Raw genomic sequence first — 17,547 nt, 5'->3', positions numbered from 1 at the left:
AGGGGGCGCGTCCGAGGGACTTATAAATCGCTTTTGGGTCACTGCTGAGCAGATTTGGTATTAGGGCGGTGAGGAGCGTTTTGTCATGTGCTACTTCGGCAAGCCGATTTCACGAATCTTGGCCACCACCCACTGCATGGCATCGCTATTGCGGGCCGTAACGCCGCTATGATCTTCGCGTGACCGGAAGCGGAAAAGGTTGGCCTGCGAACCATCGAGGCGGTAGTCGGGGTCGTCGTCGTAAATGAAGTTGAGCGAGGCCAGGTTGGCCGGGCTGCGGCTGACCACCTCGAGGCCCACCCGCACATTGGGTGGAACCACATCGTTCAGGTCTTGTCTAGCACTCTGGCCCGGCACCGCAATAACCTTGCAGGGGTTGCCCCCCTCATCGTCGTTGAGCGGAAAGGGGCGGCGCAGGCCCCGGACGTCGTAGTAATCCTGAATGATGCGGTTGTTACGCAGGTTGTCGGCATCCCAGAAGCTGCAAATGGCATCCAGGTAGATGAAGTAGTCGAAGCGCACCTCGGGGTGGTTCCAGGCCAGCAGGCTGGCCCAGACGGTGCCGTGGGAGTGGGCCAGCAGTACCACCCTGGTAGGGTTCTCGAATCCCTTGATCCAGTAATCGTAGACCCGCCGCAGGTAGCCTTGGGCCTCGAGGTAGCCGTTCTCCTGCTGCCTGGAGATGCCGCTGGTGTGGGCATACAGAAAAGCCGATACATCAAAATACTCCGTGCTATACCCCAGATTACGAAAAGCCCCAACCACAGCTTGGGCGGTCTGGCGCGAGGTACTGCTGCGGGGAAATACCTCGTCGTCCAGGTAGCCGTAGTTGTCAAACGGCGGGTTGCAGCCATCCCCCACCACCGGCAACGAAGCGCAGCGTCCTGCGAATCCGATCACCACCACGTCGGGGCTCCCGGCCGGGCGCAGGTTGCGCTGGGGTGGGGCCGGTATACAGGCTGCCAGCAGGAGAACCAGCCACAGTAAATGGCGCATGACCCCAGGGTACAATCCTTCTTCGCATTGAGGCTGCTTTTACGCTGCCACCAGGCTTTTGTCGTTTTCCCCTTTCCCTCTCCCCTTGCGGGAGAGGGTGGCGACACCAACGGCTAGTTGGATACCCATTTTGCCGAATAAAACTGCTCCGACGGCAACCCGGGGTCGCCGGGTGAGGGGTTGCACCGACCATGTTGATGCTAATGACAAGAGCCTGCGCTTCCACGAGAGGTGTTGTGGCGTTGCCTGCGGAAGGAATGCCGGGTAGGCCTGGTGATGACCCCAGCGGGGCTTGCAGAGTGTGGGCCGTCATGATTACGTTGGAAAACGTTTACATTACGTACTGGAGAAGTTCTCCTTTGGGCGAGTAGTTCTATGCCTGGCCACAAGCCCTCTTCCCTGGCTGGAGCCTGCGGAAATCGCGGCCCTGGTACAACAAGCCCTGGATCATGGGGGCAGGGTCAACTACAAAGACACCCCGGAGGGCCCGGTGCCCTATGAACTGTGCCTGACCCTGTTCGATGCCCTGAACCATCCCCACTCGGACGAGAGCGAAGACCTCAAAATAGACCGCTTCATGGCAGCCAACGCCATCCTCCTGAGCCTGCAAGGGGTGCCGGGCATCTACTTCCATAGCCTCCTGGGCTCCCCCTCCGACCACGTGGGCCTGGAAGAAAGCGGGATCAACCGACGCCTCAACCGTCACAAGTTCAGCGGGCCGGAGCTGGAAGGATTGCTGAGCAGCCCAAACACCCGCGCTCACAAGGTGCTGGCCCGCTATACCCACCTCCTCAAGGTGCGGGCCTCTCACCCGGCGTTTCATCCCGGTGCTCCCCAGGTGGTGATGGAGTCCAGAGAAGTGCTGCGCATCATCCGGGGCTACCGCGACCGGCAGGTGGGCTGCTATATCAACGTGACCCCCAGGCCCCAGCCCATCAACCGCGTAGGGCGCGACCTGATCAGTGGCAAATACTTTGCAGGCCAGATACCGCCGTATGGCGTGCTGTGGCTGGTTTGATACGGGCGCTGATCGTGGGGGCCCCGTCTCGTAACCCCAGACACCAGACCTGTGTTGGCTACTCTACCGCACCGCCCCGGCCAGCAAGTACTGGGCCGCGTAGTACAGCGGCAGCCCCAGCAAGGGGTTCAGGGGTTCTTGCACCACAAAGCGCTCCCGGGCCACAAACAGGTCGGACAGGTAAAAAAGCAGCGCCCCCAGCCAGACCTGGGGCAAGGGCACCCCCAGACCCACCCAGAGCATCAGGCTGATGATAGCCCCGTAGGCCAGCACCGGCCCCCGCCAGCCCGCCAGGTGCGGCCACAGCCAGCGCAACCAGAAATACCCCCCCAGCAACACCAACAGCAGGCCCCACAGGCTCGGCGAACCCACCTGTACAAAGGCCCCCAGGTAGGCCAGATGAGCCAGCAAAAAGGCCACCAGACCCGCCAGAAAGGCCCGGTTCGACCTGAACAGCAAGAGCACATCCCCCACCGCCGACAGCAGCAACCCCGTAAAAACAAACTGTGCGAACAAACCCTCGAGGCCCAGGCTAAGGGCGAAGAACAAGAACCCCAGCGAGCAGAGCACCTTAAAGAAGGCCCTAAAGCTGCGCCGCTGCCACCACTCGGCCCAGAGCAGCCCCCCCAGGCTCAAACCGCCCCATCCCAGCCAAAGCCCACTCCATTCATTCATCGCGTTCCACACCTACTTGAGACAGCCCTTATGCCAAATCTACATCATTCCTCTTGCCTTCTCCCCCAAGTGGGAGAAGGTGGCGACACCCAACCTGCTTAGGGCACAAAAACTTGACGGTTGCGCAATTTGTCAGGCCTGGGGGTGTCGCCGAATGAGGGGGCACCCCTGCACCTCAATGGTGGGTTAACTACAAAGTTGATTGAGGGCGACCCCTAGCTTACTTCGGCTCGCGCTACAATCGAAGTAGCCATGCGGCAAGGGGGCAATGTGCAGTGGGTGGGGCGACTCCTCGGATGGGTGGCGTTGGGGTTTTGCGGTTTGGTGCTGGCCGCATCCCTCAGCCCGGCCCGGCCCGACCTCTCCGACCTCGACCAGGACGGCTACCCCGACCTCGCCGAGTTCCACAGCACCGCCCAGCGCGAGGCTTTTCTGGAGTGGTTTGCGGCCATTGCCGAGGCGCAGTTCACCGCCCCCTCGCCTGCCTGGCGCCCCGAGGCGCAGGACTGTTCCGGCCTGCTGCGCTTTGCCTATGTGGAGGCCCTCAAGCCCAAGACCCCGGACTGGTTTCAGCAGTTCCCCTACCTGCCCAGGGTGCAGGCCCCGCCCCTGAGCGCTTTTCCCCTGCCGCAGATTGGCCGTGCAGTCTTCCGGGTGGCCCCCGGCCCCTACCGCCCCGACGATGTAAGGGAGGGCCGATTGGTGGGGTGGGCCAGCGCCATGTACCTGATGCGGTACTCGAGCGTCCTCCTGGGCCGCACCCCGGACAAGGCCCGGCGCGGCGACCTGCTTTTTTTCGTGCGCCCGTTGGCCAGGGGCTCGGCCTACCACAGCATGGTCTACCTGGGGAACGGCCTGGTGGTCTACCACACCGGCTACGCCCCCTCAGAAGGCGGAGAGGTACGGCTGGTAAGCCTCAAGACCCTGAACCAGCACCCCCAGAAATACTGGCACCCCAGGCCCGATAACCCCTATTTTCTGGGGTTTTATCGTTGGAAAATCGTGCATTAGCTCACCCCATCCGGAGGCCCCATGAGACCCCATCCCCAGTCCGCACTCGCTCCTCCTGCCGAACCACTACCCACGAAACAGTACCGGTGGCAAGCCAAAGATCAGGAAATGGCATCCCAGTGAGGTGGTATGAAAAGCAACGATTGGCAGGGTCTGAAGCGTATTATTCAAGCCGGGATAGGGTGGCTGGGGCTGGTCTTGATGGGCCTGATTCCCAGCTCGGCCCAGCGCCAGGAGCCCCAGTTGTATGGGGGCGGCACCTATAGCCCCACCCAGCAGGTACGGCTGGAGTATTACCTGCCGGGGGGCGGCAGCAGCCAGATCCGCCTCCTGCGGATAGAGAACCCCGAGAAGGTGGTGGAGCTGGGAGGGCCGCGCGATTTTCAGCGTACCCGCGAGCTCAGTCTGTCGCCGGTGCGAACCGTACCGGTCTTTCGCACCCGGAATAGTCCCTATGGCAGCGTGACGATTGGGCGCTTGCCCGAAGGGTTGTACCTGGCCCAGATTGGCACCCCACGCCCCACCTCGGCCACCCTGGTTCTGGTGACCAGCCTGGGGCTGGTGGTCAAGTCTGACCCGGAGAGCTTGCTGGTCTACACCGCCGGCCTGAACAACGGACAGCCCCGCACCGCCCAAATTTTTGTTTCCCAGGACAAGCGCATCGTGCAGCGGGTGCGGGCCGAGGGTGGGCTGGCTCAGTTTAGAAGCAACTTGAAAAGGGACGACAATCTATTTGTGGCCGCCCGCTCGGGCAGCTCCTGGGCTTTCAGCAGCGCCTACTGGCGAAGCTGGAACCAGGAGAAAAACCGGGTCTACCTGATCACCGACCGCCCCGTCTATCGCCCCGGCCATACGGTGTTTTTCAAGGGAACCGCCCGCAGCGCGAGCGGTTTGAGGCCGGTGGCAGGCCAGCCGGTGGATGTGGTGGTGCGCGACTACGACGATACCGAGGTGTTTTCGGGCCGCTTCACCACCGACGCCTACGGCAGCTTTAGCGGGCAGTTCCGCATCGGGCTGGATGCGCGGCTAGGCACATATACCCTGGTGGCCCGGCTGGGGGGTGAGGAGCATTCGGGCGAGTTCGAGGTACAGGAGTATGTCAAGCCCGAGTACCGGGTCAGCGTAAGCGCGGAGAAAAAGGTAGCGGTGCAGGGGGAGAAGGCCCGCTTTGTGGTGAAGGGAGAGTATCTGTTTGGTGGGCCGGTCTCGGGGGGCAGGGTGAGTTACTCCATCATCCAGCGGCCCTACTACCGCTTTGCGTACACCTCGAGCTACGGCTTCTACCAGAACTACGAGTTCGAGGACAGCTACGAGGGCAAGATTATCGAGCGGGGCGAGGGACGGCTCAATGCCCAGGGAGAGCTGGTGGTGGAGGTGCCCCTGAAGCCCGAGGCCGAGGACTACCGGCTGACCCTCGAGGCCGGCGTGACCGACGAGGCCGGGCGGGAAATCAGCGGAACCGGCTTTCTAACCGCCTACCGCTCGGGGATTGTGCTGGATATCCGCACCGACCAGTACGCCTACCAGACCCAGGACACCCTGATCGCTACCGTGCGGGCCGAAGACCTCGAGGGCCACCCCGTCTCGGTGCCCTTTACCATAACCGCCAGCCGCGCCTACTGGGTGCGGGGCCAGGGCGAGCAGCGCGAGCGCACCCTGCGCCTGCAAGGGCGCACCGATGCCAAGGGCCAGGCCACCGTGCGCCTGAAACTGCCCAAACAAGGCTCGTACGCCCTGGAGGTGGAGGCCCGCGACGGGGCCGGGCGGGCCACCCGGGCCCTGGACTGGGTCTGGGTCTCGGACGGCTCGTACTGGTTCTGGGACTACAAGAGCCTGAAGATTACCCCCGACAAACTCGAGTACAGGGTGGGTGAGACCGCCCGCTTCGTGGTGCAGTCGCCGGTTTCGGACGGCTGGGCGCTGGTAAACCTGGAAGGAGAGCGCCTGGCCCGGCCCGAAATTGTGCGCTTCCAGGGCTCCACCTTTACCTACGAACTCAAGCTCAGCCCCGAGATGGCCCCCAACGGCTACCTCTCGGTCACCATCCTGGGCCAGGGGGAGTACTACAGCGAGGTGGCGGGCTTCTTGCTACCCCCCAGCGAGAAATTCCTGAATGTAGCCATCGCCTCGGATCAGACCACCTACAAGCCCGGCGAGACCGCCACCTACCGGCTAAAGGTGACCGACGCACAGGGCCGCCCGGTGAAAAGCCAGGTGACGGTGGGGCTGGTAGACGAGGCCATCTACCTGGTGCGCCCCGAGAAAGCCCCGGACATCCGCGGCTACTTCTGGGCCCTGAAAAATAACGTGGTCGGCACCCAGACCGCCGGGGGCTACTACTTTGGCAATGTGGCCCCCGCCCCCAGTACGGCGGCCCGGGCCCCCATGGACAAGGCCGTCTTCGGGCAGGCCAAGGAGTCCCTGGCCGAGCCCAAGCTTCGTGAGGACTTCCGCGATACCATCGTGTGGCTGCCCAGTGTGGAGACCAACGAACAGGGCGAGGCCACCCTCGAGGCCCGATTTCCCGACAACCTGACCCAGTGGCGCCTGACCGCCAGGGCCATCTCGCTCTCCGATACCGTAGGGCAGGCCACCCAGACCGTCACCACCACCCTGCCGGTGATTGCCCGGCTCAGTACCCCGCGCTTTCTGGTGCGGGGAGACGAGGCCACCCTCAAGGTCATCGGGCAGAACAACCTGGAAGAAAACCAATCGGGCCAGCTGCGCCTCGAGGCCACCGGTCTGAGCCTGCTCACCCCGCCCACCACCCTGGCCCAGCTCCCCGCCGGAGGTCGGGCCACTACCGGCTATCGGGTGCGGGCCGACCAGAGCGGCACCGCCACCCTGCAAGCCTCGGCCCTCACCCCCGCCGCTTCCGATGCCCTTCGCACCCGGCTCTCCATCTTCCCCAAAGGGCTCAAGCAAGAGCTAGGCTGGGCCGCTCAATCGGGTGAGAGCTGGAGGTTCACCCTGCCCGCGGGCACCGACCTCTCGCAAACCCGGGGCAAGCTCTACCTGACCCCTTCGCTGGCCGCCGCCGTTACCCCGGCGCTTGGGTATCTGGCCGGGTATCCCTACGGCTGCTCCGAGCAGACCATGAGCCGCTTCCTGCCCAGCGTGCTGGCCAAGCAAGCGGGGGCGCTGGCCGAGCTACCCCAGGCGGTTGCGGCCAACCTCGACGACTTTGTGGCCGCCGGACTGAAGCGCCTCTACGACTTCCAGCACGACGACGGCGGCTGGGGCTTCTGGCAAAACGACGCCTCCTCGCTCTATATCACCTCGTACGTGCTCACCGGGCTTTTGCAGGCGCAGGAGGCCGGCTACGCCATACGGCCCGAGGCCATCCAGCGAGGCCTTCAGTACCTGCTCAAAACCCTGAACCGGCCCGATGCCGACACCTACGCCGCCGACGCAGTGGCCTACGCGGGCTACGCCTTTGCCCTGGCCGGGAGCCGCTATCTGCGACAGGGCTTCAGACCGGGCCTCCTCCAGGCGAACCTTCCCCGGCTGACCCGCACCGCCTTCCGGCAGGACAAGCTCGACTTCAGCTACCTGCAAGAGTTCCTCAAGCGCCCCGACCTGACCCCCTACGGCCACGCCCTGATCGTGCTCACCTACCACCAAAACGGCGACCCAGCCCTGGCCCAGGCGGCCCTGGACGGCCTGCTGCGCAGGCTGACCGAACGCGAGCGCACCGCTTACTGGGAGGTGCGGGCCCCGCGCTTCGCCTGGAACGACGACCGCCTCGAGGCCACCGCCCGCGGTCTGGAAGCCCTGGCCAGACTGCGCCCAAACCACCCGGCTATTCCCAAAATCGTGAACTGGCTCTTGCAGGAGCGCAAAGGGGCGGGCTGGATTTCCACCAAGGACACCGCCGCCATCGTGGTGGCCGCGCTCGCCCTGGCCAAAGCCTCCGGCGAGCAACCCGGCGAGCAGGAGGTAGAGGTCTCGGTCAACGGACAAACCCAGACCCTGCGGGTTCCGGCCAGGGGCGCCGAACTCGCCCTGGAAGGCTTGCGGGTGGGCGCAAACGAAGTACAGGTTACGAGCAACAACCGCCTCTACCTGAGCGGCAGTGTGGGTTACTTTGAAGAACGCGAATACCTCCAACCCGAGTCCCGGGGCCTGCGGGTGGCCCGCACCTACGAGAAGCTCACCCCCCGCTACGACGCTAAGGCCGAGCGCTTCGTTTACGACCGCAGCCCGCTCAGTGGGCCGCTGAAGGTGGGCGAGCTTCTGGTCGTGACCCTGACGGTGCGGCCCGAGCAGGGAGCGGTGCGGTATGTGGTGGTGGAGGAGCCTACCCCGGCGGGCCTGACCGTGGTGGAGAACGACGACTCGTTCCGCATTGCTGGGGTGCGCTCCCGCTTTGGCGACGATTACTACGGCTGGAACTACTGGTTTGATGGGCGGGAGATCCGCGATCGGCAGGTGGAGTTCTTCTTCAGCTACCTGAGCGGCCCCGTCACGTTTACCTACGTCCTGCGGGCCGAGACCCCCGGCAACTTCACCGCGCTGCCCACCCTGGCCTGGATGATGTACGAGCCGGAGGTGCGGGGGGTGGGCACGGCGCGGCAGGTGCGGGTGAGCGAGTAGGGGGGCGTGGGGGCCTCGAGCGCAAAACGAGACCTGTGCAGTGTGCTGCTGTACCCACCCCTACGCGATAGGCTCGCGCCCTGCCGGGCCTCGAGCTTCACCCCAGGAAGGGGCGAGAGTGGTTCAATGAAGGCTTTTCTCTCCCTCCCACACCCCCACACCTCCACACCGCTGCTGGTGTGGCTGACCTTGGTCTGGTTGACTGCCCTGACCCCAGCCCTGGCGCAGAACTGGCAGACCGCCCAGGCCCCCGGCTTTGTGGTACGGTACGCCGGGGGTGCGGACGCCCTTCACCTGCCTGAGGTGTTCAGGGTTTTGCAAAAAGCCCGGCAGAACTTGCAATCGCGGGGCCTTGCACTACCGCCCACGGTTCGGGTGGTCATCCACCCCAACCTGGCGTCCTACACGGCCTCGACAGGGCTGCCGTGGTTTGTGCTGGCCGCCGCCCACCGGGGCCAAAACCAGATTGATACCCAACGCTTGCGGGTTCTTTTGGAGCGGGGAACCCTGGAACGCACCCTGCGCCACGAGCTCTTTCACCTGGCCCAGCCCGAGGGCTGGCCCCGCTGGAAAGCCGAGGGGATGGCCATGCGCTTTGCGGGCGAGCAGCCGGTTGCAAGGCCGCTCGAGGCCATTGCCGAGGCCGAGCTCGAGCGCCTGCTAGCCAACCCACCCGACCCAATGACCCTTCGCCGGGCCATGGCCACCGCCTACCGCTGGACAAGCCGACCCCAGCGATGAAGGCCCGCAAGCAAAATCCCCCGCCCTCAGTCAAATAGCTGGCCATCGGCCATCAGCTATCGGCTATTGACCATCGGCTCTCAGCTCACCACCTCGAGCATCTTCTCCACACTGGTCACCTTGACCCGTGGCCGGCCCTGGGCCTGCCCCAGGGTGGTTTCGTGAGCGTCCAGGCGCAGCCAGTGTTCGAGGGTCACATACCGCACCCCCCGCTCCCTCAGGAGCCGCGGGATGGCCTCGGGGTCGGGGTCGGGGGCCAGTGGCAGGTGGGCGGCATCCTCCAGCAGCAGTTTTACCGTCTCGGTAGCACAGGCTTTGTTGGTGCCAATCACCCCACTGGGGCCGCGCTTGATCCAGCCCGCCGTGTACTCCCCTGCCGCCACCTGGCCCTCGCGCAGCACCCGCCCGGCCTGGTTGGGGATAACCCCCTTGCGGCTATCGAAGGGCACCTCGGGCAGGGGTACGCCCTTGTAGCCCACCGAGCGCAGCACCATCCCCACCTCGAGCTCCTCGAACACCCCGGTACCCACCGCGTTCAGGTTTTCGTCCAGACGGTTCTTCTCCAGGCGAATCTTCTGCACCCGGCCCTCGCCCAGTATCGCCACCGGCGAAACCAAAAAGCGAATATGTATCCGGCGCGGCTTGCCCGTAAGCGGCCTGGCCGCAAACTCACGCAGAATTTCCAGGTTCTTCTGAAGGGCCGGTTCGTCCGCAATGGAGGCAGCGCTTTTTTCGTCGAGCTCGAGTTCCTCCGGCTTCACCACCACATCCGCGCTCGGCAGCTCGCCCAGCTCGCGCAGTTCTTTGGTGGTGAACTTGGCCTGCGCCGGGCCCCGGCGGCCCAGCATGTAGATGTCGGTGACCTGGCTCTCAGCCAGCACGCTCAGGGCGTGGTCGGCGATGTCGGTGGTTCGCAGTTCGTCTGCCGACTTGGCCAGGATGCGGGCAACGTCCACCGCCACATTCCCCATCCCCACCACCGCCACCCCGCGCACATCGAGGCGGATGGGCAGGTGCTTGTAGTCGGGGTGGCCGTTGTACCAGGCCACAAACTCGGTAGCCGAGAGGCTCCCCGGCAGGTCTTCGCCGGGGATGCCCAGATGACGGTCGCTCGAGGCCCCCACCGTATACACCACCGCATCGTAGTGCCGGCGCAGGTCGGCCAGGGTCAGGTCGCGGCCAAACTCGACATTGCCCCAAAAGCGCACCCGGGGGTCTTGCAACACCTTCTGCATCACCCTGGTCACCGACTTGATGGTCTGGTGGTCGGGAGCCACCCCGTAGCGCACCAGCCCATAGGGGGTGGGGAGTCGGTCAAACACATCTACCGAGACAGGGGTTTCGCTCTGCTTGATCAGGGCTTCCGCAGCATATATGCCTGAAGGCCCCGAACCGATGACTGCGACCCGCAAGGGGCGGTTTGCGTCAAACTGGTTTGCCATTTTCAACATCCTCCGGCCTGTTGGTGGAATACGGTGGCGGGTGGGCCCCGCACAGACAGCGCAAATCATATCCCATCGGCAGGGGGAAAGTAGTACCCGTACAGGTTAGGGCGGTTTGCAGTTAGAGCGCTCTTCATAAAAATCGAGCCATCCAGGATCAAGAATCCTTTGTTCTGGAAAGAATAGTGGCCGCCTGTAAACTCCTAGCACCCGTGGGCTGGGCCCGGCCCACGCTTGTCCCTTCTCGTTTTCGTGGGCGGCCACGTCTGTAAAGGACGCCGTATTCGCACAAGTGCCCGCAATGGTTCATTCAAACCGTACCCAGTTTGGCTTCATCGGCCAGATTGAGTTCGTCCTCTTCTTCCATCTTTTGAGTTTTTCTGCCCTTGCCAGGCTTACGATCCAGCTTGCGCACTTCCTCGATAAAGTTTTCCAGGCTATCGAACTCGCGGTAAACCGAGGCAAAGCGGATGTAGGCCACCGGATCCAGTTCTTTCAAGAATGCCAGGGAGCGCAGCCCAATCTCCTCGGAGGTAATCTCCATTTCCTTGACGGTGTCCTCAAAACCAAAGGCAAACTCCTGCAAGACCTCGGGGTCAATGGGGCGCTTCTGGGCGGCCAGGCTCAGGCCGCGCAGCAGTTTGTTGGGGTCAAAGGTCTCTTTGCGCCCTGAACGTTTGATCACCAGCAAGGGCTCTACCTGGGCCCGCTCGTAGGTCGTAAAGCGACGTTTGCAGGCAGGGCACTCCCGGCGGCGGCGAATGACCGATCCCTCGTCGGAAGGACGGGAATCCAGCACGCGGCTATCGGGGTTTCCACAAAACGGGCAGTTCATAGCTGTGTCGAGCGTCGAGGGCCCCATGTCAAGAGCCAAAGAACACCTCTTGATCTTAGACCTCCAACCCTGAACCCTTTCACGGTAGCTCCCTCAGCAAATCGTAGATTTCCGGCTGGTGCGGCGGCTCGGGCAGCAAAACCTCCAAAAGCTGGCCCCGCACCCCCTCCGAGACCATCGAGCCCAGGGCCACGGCTACCCGAACCAGGGGTCGGTCGTGCTCCTCGCCGACGGGATCGCGGCTGGGGATGACTCCATTGACCCGCACGTTGGTGGGGAAGATGCGGGTGGCCCCTTCAATCAAGCCGGCCACCGCCCCGCGAATCGCTGCGACATGGGGCTGCTCACGTTGCAAGGGGGGCAGTACCAGGGTCACGAAGCCCCCGCCGCTCAGGTAGCGCAGGCCCTGCTGCAACACGTAGAGGCTGGACTTCACGTCGGCGTTGAGCAGGTCGTACCACTCCCCCTCCAAAAGCTCCACAAAGGGGGTTTTGCTCTCGGCGCTGGTAACATGCACAATCCCGTCGAGCATCCCGAACAACTCCTCGATTTTCTCGAAGGTGTTCATCACGTCGAGCACCACCGACATATCCCCCCGGATGGGAATGGCAGTAGCCCCCAACTGCTCAACCTCGGAGGCAATCGCGGTGGCCATTTCCACATCGGGGTCTACGGTGATGACCGTGGCCCCATTACGGGCATAGGAGCGGGCCACCGAACGCCCAAACCCCCGCCCGGCCCCCGTCACCATGACGATACGCTGCTCCAGACCCAACAAATCTCGTGAAAATTCGACCATTGACCCCCATCATAGCGCAAAAGGCCGTGTGGAGCGAACGCTGGGCGCACCCTCCTCTCATTAGTCGGCAGCCTGGGAGACCCGCATGGCCTCCTCCAGCCCCTGGGTTCTGAGGAATACCTCCACCAGGCGACGATCGAGGTGGCCGCCATGAACGCTGCGCCATAGCTCCTGGGCTGCCATTTCCGGAGGCATGGCGGCCTTGTAAGGCCGCTCCGAACAGAGCGCATCGAACACATCGCAGATGGCAAAAATGCGGGCCGATAGGGGAATATTTTCAGCTGCCAGGCCATCCGGGTAGCCGCGGCCATCCCAGCGCTCGTGGTGGTGGCGCACTATCTGGCGGGCCGCCGGTGGTACAAAAGGCAGGTTGCGCACCAGGTCATCGCCCAGAGGGGCGTGGGTTTTCATGGTACTGAACTCTTCCGGGGTGAGCTTGCCCGGCTTCAGCAGGATGGCATCGGGGATGGTGAGCTTGCCCACATCGTGCAGATAGGCTCCCCAGCGCAAATCGCGCAACTCGGTCTCGCTCATGCCCAGGGCGCGTCCTAGCTGTTCGGCCAGGGCCGCCACCCGGTCGGTGTGGCCGGCGGTCTCGCGGTCGCGGGCCTCGAGGGCCAGACCGATGGCCCGCAAGGCTCCTTCGTAGGCGGCCTCGAGCTGCCGGGTGTGCTCCAGCCGCAAGAGCAGGGCCCCCAGGATTTGTGCCGCCCCTTCCAGCAAACGGTTTTCTGGGTCGTTCCAGCCCTGGCTGGGCTCATAGCGGAGTAGTACCATCCCGGCCCGAAGCTCCGTTTCGTTCACCACGCCGATCATGTACAGCCCGTGAACTCCGTCCACCGCAAGGGCCTGGAGTTCTGGCCGAGATGCAGTCTGACCGCACTGAAAAGGCTGGCCTGAGGCCATTTGCTGTACCACCGGGTGGTTGAGGAGCAGGTGCTTTTCAAGCAACCTTGCCAAGCCCGGACGCACATCTCCGGCAACGGCCCTGGTACGGAAAACCTCGCTCTCGAGCACACCCAGAACCACACAGTCGGCGTGCCCCATCTGGCGGATTTTCTCCAGGGCCAGAGGCAGCAACGAAGCGTCGTTGCCGCCCAGCATTTGCGAAAGCTCCAGGAGGGCAGTTTTTTCCGCAATCTCGGCCTCGAGGCTTTCATTGGCCCGCACCCGCTCCAGGGTATTGGCGGCGATGTTGCTGATCACCTGCATCAAGCGCATGTCCCGGTCGCTGAAGGTGCCCGCACCATTGCGGGCTGAGATTAAGACCCCCAGGGGATGACCTTTCGAGCTGAACAGGGGCATCACAATTTCCGAGAAGGGTGGACGGGGCGTTTTGAAGCGCCCAAAAGCCCGCTTGTCGAGGTGGGCCTGCTGGCTCCAGATGGGCGCTCGAGTTTCCACTGCAGCCCAGCTAAATCCCTGGCCCTGAGGAACCGGCTGATCCTTGATCTCCAGGAAAATGCCTGCCGCTGCATAACAGCGCATGTGCTGGCCGTCGGGTTCAATCAGAAGCAGGGCGGCATGCTCGGAGTTCATCAGGCGAATGGTCTCGCGCACCAGGCGCTTGGTAATCTCGCCGGTGCCCTTGAGACCCCGCAAGGCCGCGCTCAGGGCCTCGATCACTTCAAACTCGTGGATGCGGGCCTCGAGCTCGGCCTGCTGGCGGTGGGCCGCCAGCAACACCGTGACCTGCAAGGCATACTGGCGGGCTACCTCCACCGACTGCTCGCTAAAAGCCCGGTCCCGAAAGGCATCCAGGTTGATCTCGGCCACCACCTCGCCCCCCAGCAGGATGGGCATACACAGGGTGGAGCGAATTTGGCTGACCTTATTAGCGCTGGCCTGATCGAGCTGCCGGGCCAGTAGTTCGTTCTCCTGGTGCGCGGCCAGGATGCGCTGGATGTCGGCGTGGTTGGCAATGCGGGGCTGGCCCTGCCGCCAGGCCGCCGGGTTGCCGTGCCAGGCCATGGTTTCTAGCTCGCTGCTCCGTACCCCCAGGATGCCCTCCCCAAAACCCTGCTGGGCCACAAAGACAAAATCGGAACCCTGGCGCAGCCGGATGCTACCGGCCTGAGCACCCGGCACCACCCGCACCGCCGACTCCAGCAGCCGGGGCCAGAGCTCCTCTTCAGAACCCTGGGCCAGGGCTTCTACGGTACTCAGTAGCGCCGTGTAGGCCGTTTCGATGGGCCTGGTGTGCGTCTGCCGACGAGACCACTCGAGGTAAAGCCCCAGCAAGGGCCCTATCAGCACCGCTTGCAAGAGGAAGCTAGCAACCAGCTCTCCCAGCCCCTCGCGGGCTACCAGGAACAGGAGGCCCACGTTGAGCAGGTTGATGAGCGCCAGCACTACCACCAGCGCCTGGATACGGTTCCGCACCGCCAGCCTGGGGTAAAGCCACCAGACGAGCATTCCCCCCAACAACATGGCCAACCCCTGCGCCGCAATGCGAAAGTTGACGACGCTCATGGACTGGGCCACCTGCATGACCGGCACATCCAGGAAACGCATCAGATTATGCAGGCCCAGCGCCAGCACGCTGATCAGCAGTAAGCCCCCTAGGGTGCTTTTCCAGCGCTTTTCCCCCTCGAGCGCCACAAGCAATAGCCCCACCTGCAGGGTGAACACCAGGCCAAAATAAAGGCCCAGCACATCCATGAAAAAAGCACTCACCAGCGCAATCAGGCCCATAGCCGAGGCCAGCATGGTGAATGGCGTCATGCCCCAGCGTTCGCGCCCACCGTGCGCTGCTAGCAGCAGGGTCGTGGCAATTACCGAGATGAAGGCCCCAACCAGTCCCACAACACCTCGAGATTAACCTGAAGCCCCTCAGCGCGTCGGATATTTGCACCAATTTTGTGAGTAAAGCGTTACGGAAGTGCGGCAACCACCCAGAACCCGGTTCCCTAGCCCCTGTGGCCTCCCCTCGTGGAAGGTCGAAAACCCAGCCCACCTTGCGGGGCTTGTGAACCTTGTGCTACGCTACCTTGCGTTCATAAGCGCCGCGAAGGAGGTGGAGCCCTGATGATAATTTCCCGCTTTTCTCCCCCTGGAGCCCCATCTGTGGTCTGCCACCCTGCGGTTGCGTTGTTGCCATAGGCACCAGCGTATATCCAAGCTGGGGGCAAACCTGACACCCCCGGCTTTTTTGGGTGCTCCACCCGTTTCGAGATACCGCCCCACCCCTTTTATAGGAGAACTGCTTTGCATATCCATCCCTTCGACTTTTCCGAAGCCCACTACCGGGTCTACGCCGCCGTGCGCGAGGCAGCTCACCCCGAGGTACTGCTGGACATTGCTGTTTTGAAGCACCTGGATCAGACCCGGGCCCAAAGCGATGTGCTGGAGCGCTTTCTGGTGGAGCAGGGCGGGCAGGCGGTGGGGGTAATGGAGTTCGCAACCCCCTATTACGACCCCAAACCGGGGGCGCTCGAGGTACGTTATCACCTGCGCCCGGAGGCACATTCGCTGGAAGATGCGGTGTGGGGCTTTTTGATGGAGCGGCTGGCTCCTCACTCGCCCAAAGAACTGCTGGCACAGGTGCGGGAAGACTGGCCCGAGTACCGCTATCTGCTGGCCCAGGGCTTTGCCGAGGTGGAGCGCCGCTGGGAGTCGGTGCTGGACTTGCACGGTTTCGACCCTGCCCCCTTTGAGCGCCCCCTGCCCCCTGAAATGGCCCTGCGGCCTCTGAGTGAGCTACCCTGGCAGGAGGAGGGCTTTCAGCGGGCCTTGTACGCCCTCGAGACCAGCCTGCTCCAGGATGTGCCCAGCACCGAGCCCATTAACCTGTGGCCCTTTGAGGTCTGGCAGGAGCGCACCCTGAACGACCCCAACCTGCTGCCGGAGGGCTACTTCCTGGCGCTTCAGGGAGAGCAGATGGTGGGCGTGACCATGCTCTTCAAGTCCAGCCGCCCCCAGACCCTGCGCACCGGCCTGACCGGGGTGCTCAGAAGCCACCGCCGCCGGGGCCTGGCCCTGGCCCTCAAGCTGCGGGCCCTCGAGTTTGCCCGGCGCTACGGGGCTCGCTACATCCGCACCGCCAACCACCAGATCAACCGGCCTATGCTGGCCATCAACGAGGCCCTGGGCTTCATCAAAGAACCGGCCACGGTGCTGTTGCGCCTCAATCCCGTACGCCAAAAGCCCGGCTAATGGTGTAGTCGATGATCAGGAATAGCACAATCAGCATCAGCAGGGCCCCCCACCAGGGGGTGTTGACCCAGATCAGCACAAAGGTGCGCTCGAGCAGTTTGAAGAGCAGAAAGCCAAACACCACCGTGGTCACGATGGCGGCCAACTTCTGGCGAATCTTTTTGCTCACGGTTCTAGCTTAGCACTCCAGGAGCAACGCATGTTAGCAAACCCGAAAATAAGGCCCTTTGAGGAACGCGACTACCCCGCCATTGCCGAGGTGCTGGCGGCGGCCTGGCCCGACCAAGTGCACACCGAAGCGGGGCTGCGGGAACACGACGACCACGCCCCCGAGGTCAGGTGGGGGCGCTTTGTGGCCGAGCTCGACCACCAGATTGTGGGGGTGGGCGAGTACACCCAGTTCGAAGGCATGTACCACCCGCAGAAGTTCGGGGCCTGGGTAACGGTAAAACCTTCGTTTCGCGGGCAAGGCATCGGCAAAGCCCTGTATGGGGCGGTGCTCGAGGCCCTGGAGCCCCACCACCCCATCTCGATCCTGAGCAGCACCCGCGAAGACCAGCCCCACGCCCTGGCCTGGCTGCACAAGCTGGGCTTTGCCGAGAAGATGCGCTACTGGGAGTCGCGGCTGGATGTGCAAAACTTCGACTTTGCCCCGTGGGCAGGCAAGATTGAAGCGGTAGAGGCCGCCGGTTTCGACCTCAAAAGCCTGAAGGAACTGGAGGGCGACCCCGACTACAAGCACAAGCTCTACGACCTCTGGCTCGAGGCCCGCCTGGATGTACCGCGCCCCGAGGCCATCAGCGAGGTGCGCTTCGAGGATTATTGCAAGTGGGTTTTCGAGAGCCGCTACTACCTGCCCGAGGGCCACTTTGTGGCTGTGGACAAAAACACCGGCCAGTATGTGGCCCTTTCCACCCTCTGGAAGACCGACGGCCCCTACCTTAGCACCGGCCTCACCGGCACCCGCCGGGTCTACCGCCGCAAGGGCCTGGCTCTGGCCCTCAAGCTCAAGGGCATCCGTTTGGCCCAGGCCTACGGAGCCAGGGAAATTCGCACCGGCAACGAGGCGAACAACCGCGCCATGCTCTCCATCAACGAGGCCCTAGGCTTCGTGAAGCAGCCGGTCTGGATTGATTTTGTGAAGCAGCTCGAGGAAGCCTGATGCGGCAAGCTCGTTCAGCTCGATGCGGTAGTTCTGGATCGCGGCGGTCTTGAGCCGCTCGGCCACGTGGCGCTTCACCTCCCGCGTGGTCTGGCCGATCTTCAAACAGTCGCGCAT

Annotated in this window: 14 protein-coding genes; 6 read left to right on the top strand and 8 right to left on the bottom strand. The window is 63.5% G+C overall.

The annotated features are described in order from the left end of the window. Positions 1-90 precede the first annotated feature (90 nt). Positions 91-996 carry a hypothetical protein gene (locus J3L12_RS09305; RefSeq protein WP_208014778.1) on the bottom strand — a complete coding sequence of 302 codons (906 nt, stop codon included), beginning with the start codon at positions 994-996 and terminating at the stop codon, positions 91-93. Positions 997-1,297: 301 nt separating this feature from the next. On the opposite strand from J3L12_RS09305, the gene J3L12_RS09300 reads away from it, so the two are divergent. Continuing rightward, positions 1,298-2,014, top strand: coding sequence for a hypothetical protein (locus J3L12_RS09300; RefSeq protein WP_243455098.1), 717 nt, complete (start codon positions 1,298-1,300; stop codon positions 2,012-2,014). 63 nt (positions 2,015-2,077) lie between these two features. Here J3L12_RS09300 and J3L12_RS09295 read toward each other — a convergent pair whose 3' ends face one another. Next, complete coding sequence (locus J3L12_RS09295; protein ID WP_208014777.1) at positions 2,078-2,689, bottom strand: lysoplasmalogenase; 612 nt, start codon at positions 2,687-2,689, stop codon at positions 2,078-2,080. Between the two features lie 252 nt (positions 2,690-2,941). Between J3L12_RS09295 and J3L12_RS09290 the strand changes: the two genes are divergently transcribed. The 3 genes from J3L12_RS09290 to J3L12_RS09280 all read left to right on the top strand — a co-directional run bounded on the left by J3L12_RS09290 (position 2,942) and on the right by J3L12_RS09280 (position 9,037). Then, on the top strand, positions 2,942-3,700 hold the full coding sequence (locus J3L12_RS09290) for a DUF1175 family protein (RefSeq protein WP_208014776.1): 759 nt from the start codon (positions 2,942-2,944) through the stop codon (positions 3,698-3,700). A gap of 129 nt (positions 3,701-3,829) precedes the next feature. Continuing rightward, entirely contained in the window at positions 3,830-8,296 is a 4,467-nt protein-coding gene (locus tag J3L12_RS09285) for an MG2 domain-containing protein (RefSeq protein ID WP_208014775.1), read from the top strand. A 126-nt stretch (positions 8,297-8,422) separates the two neighbouring features. Then, positions 8,423-9,037, top strand: coding sequence for a hypothetical protein (locus tag J3L12_RS09280; protein WP_208014774.1), 615 nt, complete (start codon positions 8,423-8,425; stop codon positions 9,035-9,037). An 80-nt stretch (positions 9,038-9,117) separates the two neighbouring features. Here J3L12_RS09280 and J3L12_RS09275 read toward each other — a convergent pair whose 3' ends face one another. The 4 genes from J3L12_RS09275 to J3L12_RS16710 form a co-directional block, all read right to left on the bottom strand. Next, complete coding sequence (locus tag J3L12_RS09275; protein ID WP_208014773.1) at positions 9,118-10,479, bottom strand: FAD-dependent oxidoreductase; 1,362 nt, start codon at positions 10,477-10,479, stop codon at positions 9,118-9,120. A gap of 310 nt (positions 10,480-10,789) precedes the next feature. Continuing rightward, entirely contained in the window at positions 10,790-11,314 is a 525-nt protein-coding gene (gene nrdR, locus J3L12_RS09270; RefSeq protein WP_208014810.1) for a transcriptional regulator NrdR, read from the bottom strand. A 79-nt stretch (positions 11,315-11,393) separates the two neighbouring features. Continuing rightward, positions 11,394-12,113, bottom strand: coding sequence for an SDR family NAD(P)-dependent oxidoreductase (locus J3L12_RS09265; protein ID WP_208014772.1), 720 nt, complete (start codon positions 12,111-12,113; stop codon positions 11,394-11,396). A gap of 60 nt (positions 12,114-12,173) precedes the next feature. Next, complete coding sequence (locus tag J3L12_RS16710) at positions 12,174-14,918, bottom strand: HD domain-containing phosphohydrolase (RefSeq protein ID WP_347708872.1); 2,745 nt, start codon at positions 14,916-14,918, stop codon at positions 12,174-12,176. A gap of 402 nt (positions 14,919-15,320) precedes the next feature. On the opposite strand from J3L12_RS16710, the gene J3L12_RS09250 reads away from it, so the two are divergent. Further along, positions 15,321-16,268, top strand: coding sequence for a GNAT family N-acetyltransferase (locus J3L12_RS09250; RefSeq protein ID WP_208014771.1), 948 nt, complete (start codon positions 15,321-15,323; stop codon positions 16,266-16,268). On the opposite strand, the gene J3L12_RS09245 is transcribed toward J3L12_RS09250, so the two are convergent. Further along, complete coding sequence (locus tag J3L12_RS09245; RefSeq protein WP_208014770.1) at positions 16,240-16,437, bottom strand: hypothetical protein; 198 nt, start codon at positions 16,435-16,437, stop codon at positions 16,240-16,242. The two genes, J3L12_RS09250 and J3L12_RS09245, sit on opposite strands and share 29 nt — an antisense overlap. Positions 16,438-16,467: 30 nt before the next feature. Here J3L12_RS09245 and J3L12_RS09240 point away from each other — a divergent pair, with 30 nt between their 5' ends. Beyond that, positions 16,468-17,430, top strand: a complete 963-nt coding sequence (locus J3L12_RS09240) for a GNAT family N-acetyltransferase (RefSeq protein ID WP_208014769.1) — start codon at positions 16,468-16,470, stop codon at positions 17,428-17,430. Here the strand turns inward: J3L12_RS09240 and J3L12_RS09235 are convergent. Beyond that, positions 17,371-17,547 carry a hypothetical protein gene (locus tag J3L12_RS09235; protein ID WP_208014768.1) on the bottom strand — a complete coding sequence of 59 codons (177 nt, stop codon included), beginning with the start codon at positions 17,545-17,547 and terminating at the stop codon, positions 17,371-17,373. The two genes, J3L12_RS09240 and J3L12_RS09235, sit on opposite strands and share 60 nt — an antisense overlap.

The sequence above is a fragment of the Meiothermus sp. CFH 77666 genome, assembly GCF_017497985.1.
Lineage (GTDB): Bacteria > Deinococcota > Deinococci > Deinococcales > Thermaceae > Meiothermus.
Note: the sequence above shows the minus strand (reverse complement) of the source record. Positions and strands in the feature narration are given on the sequence as shown.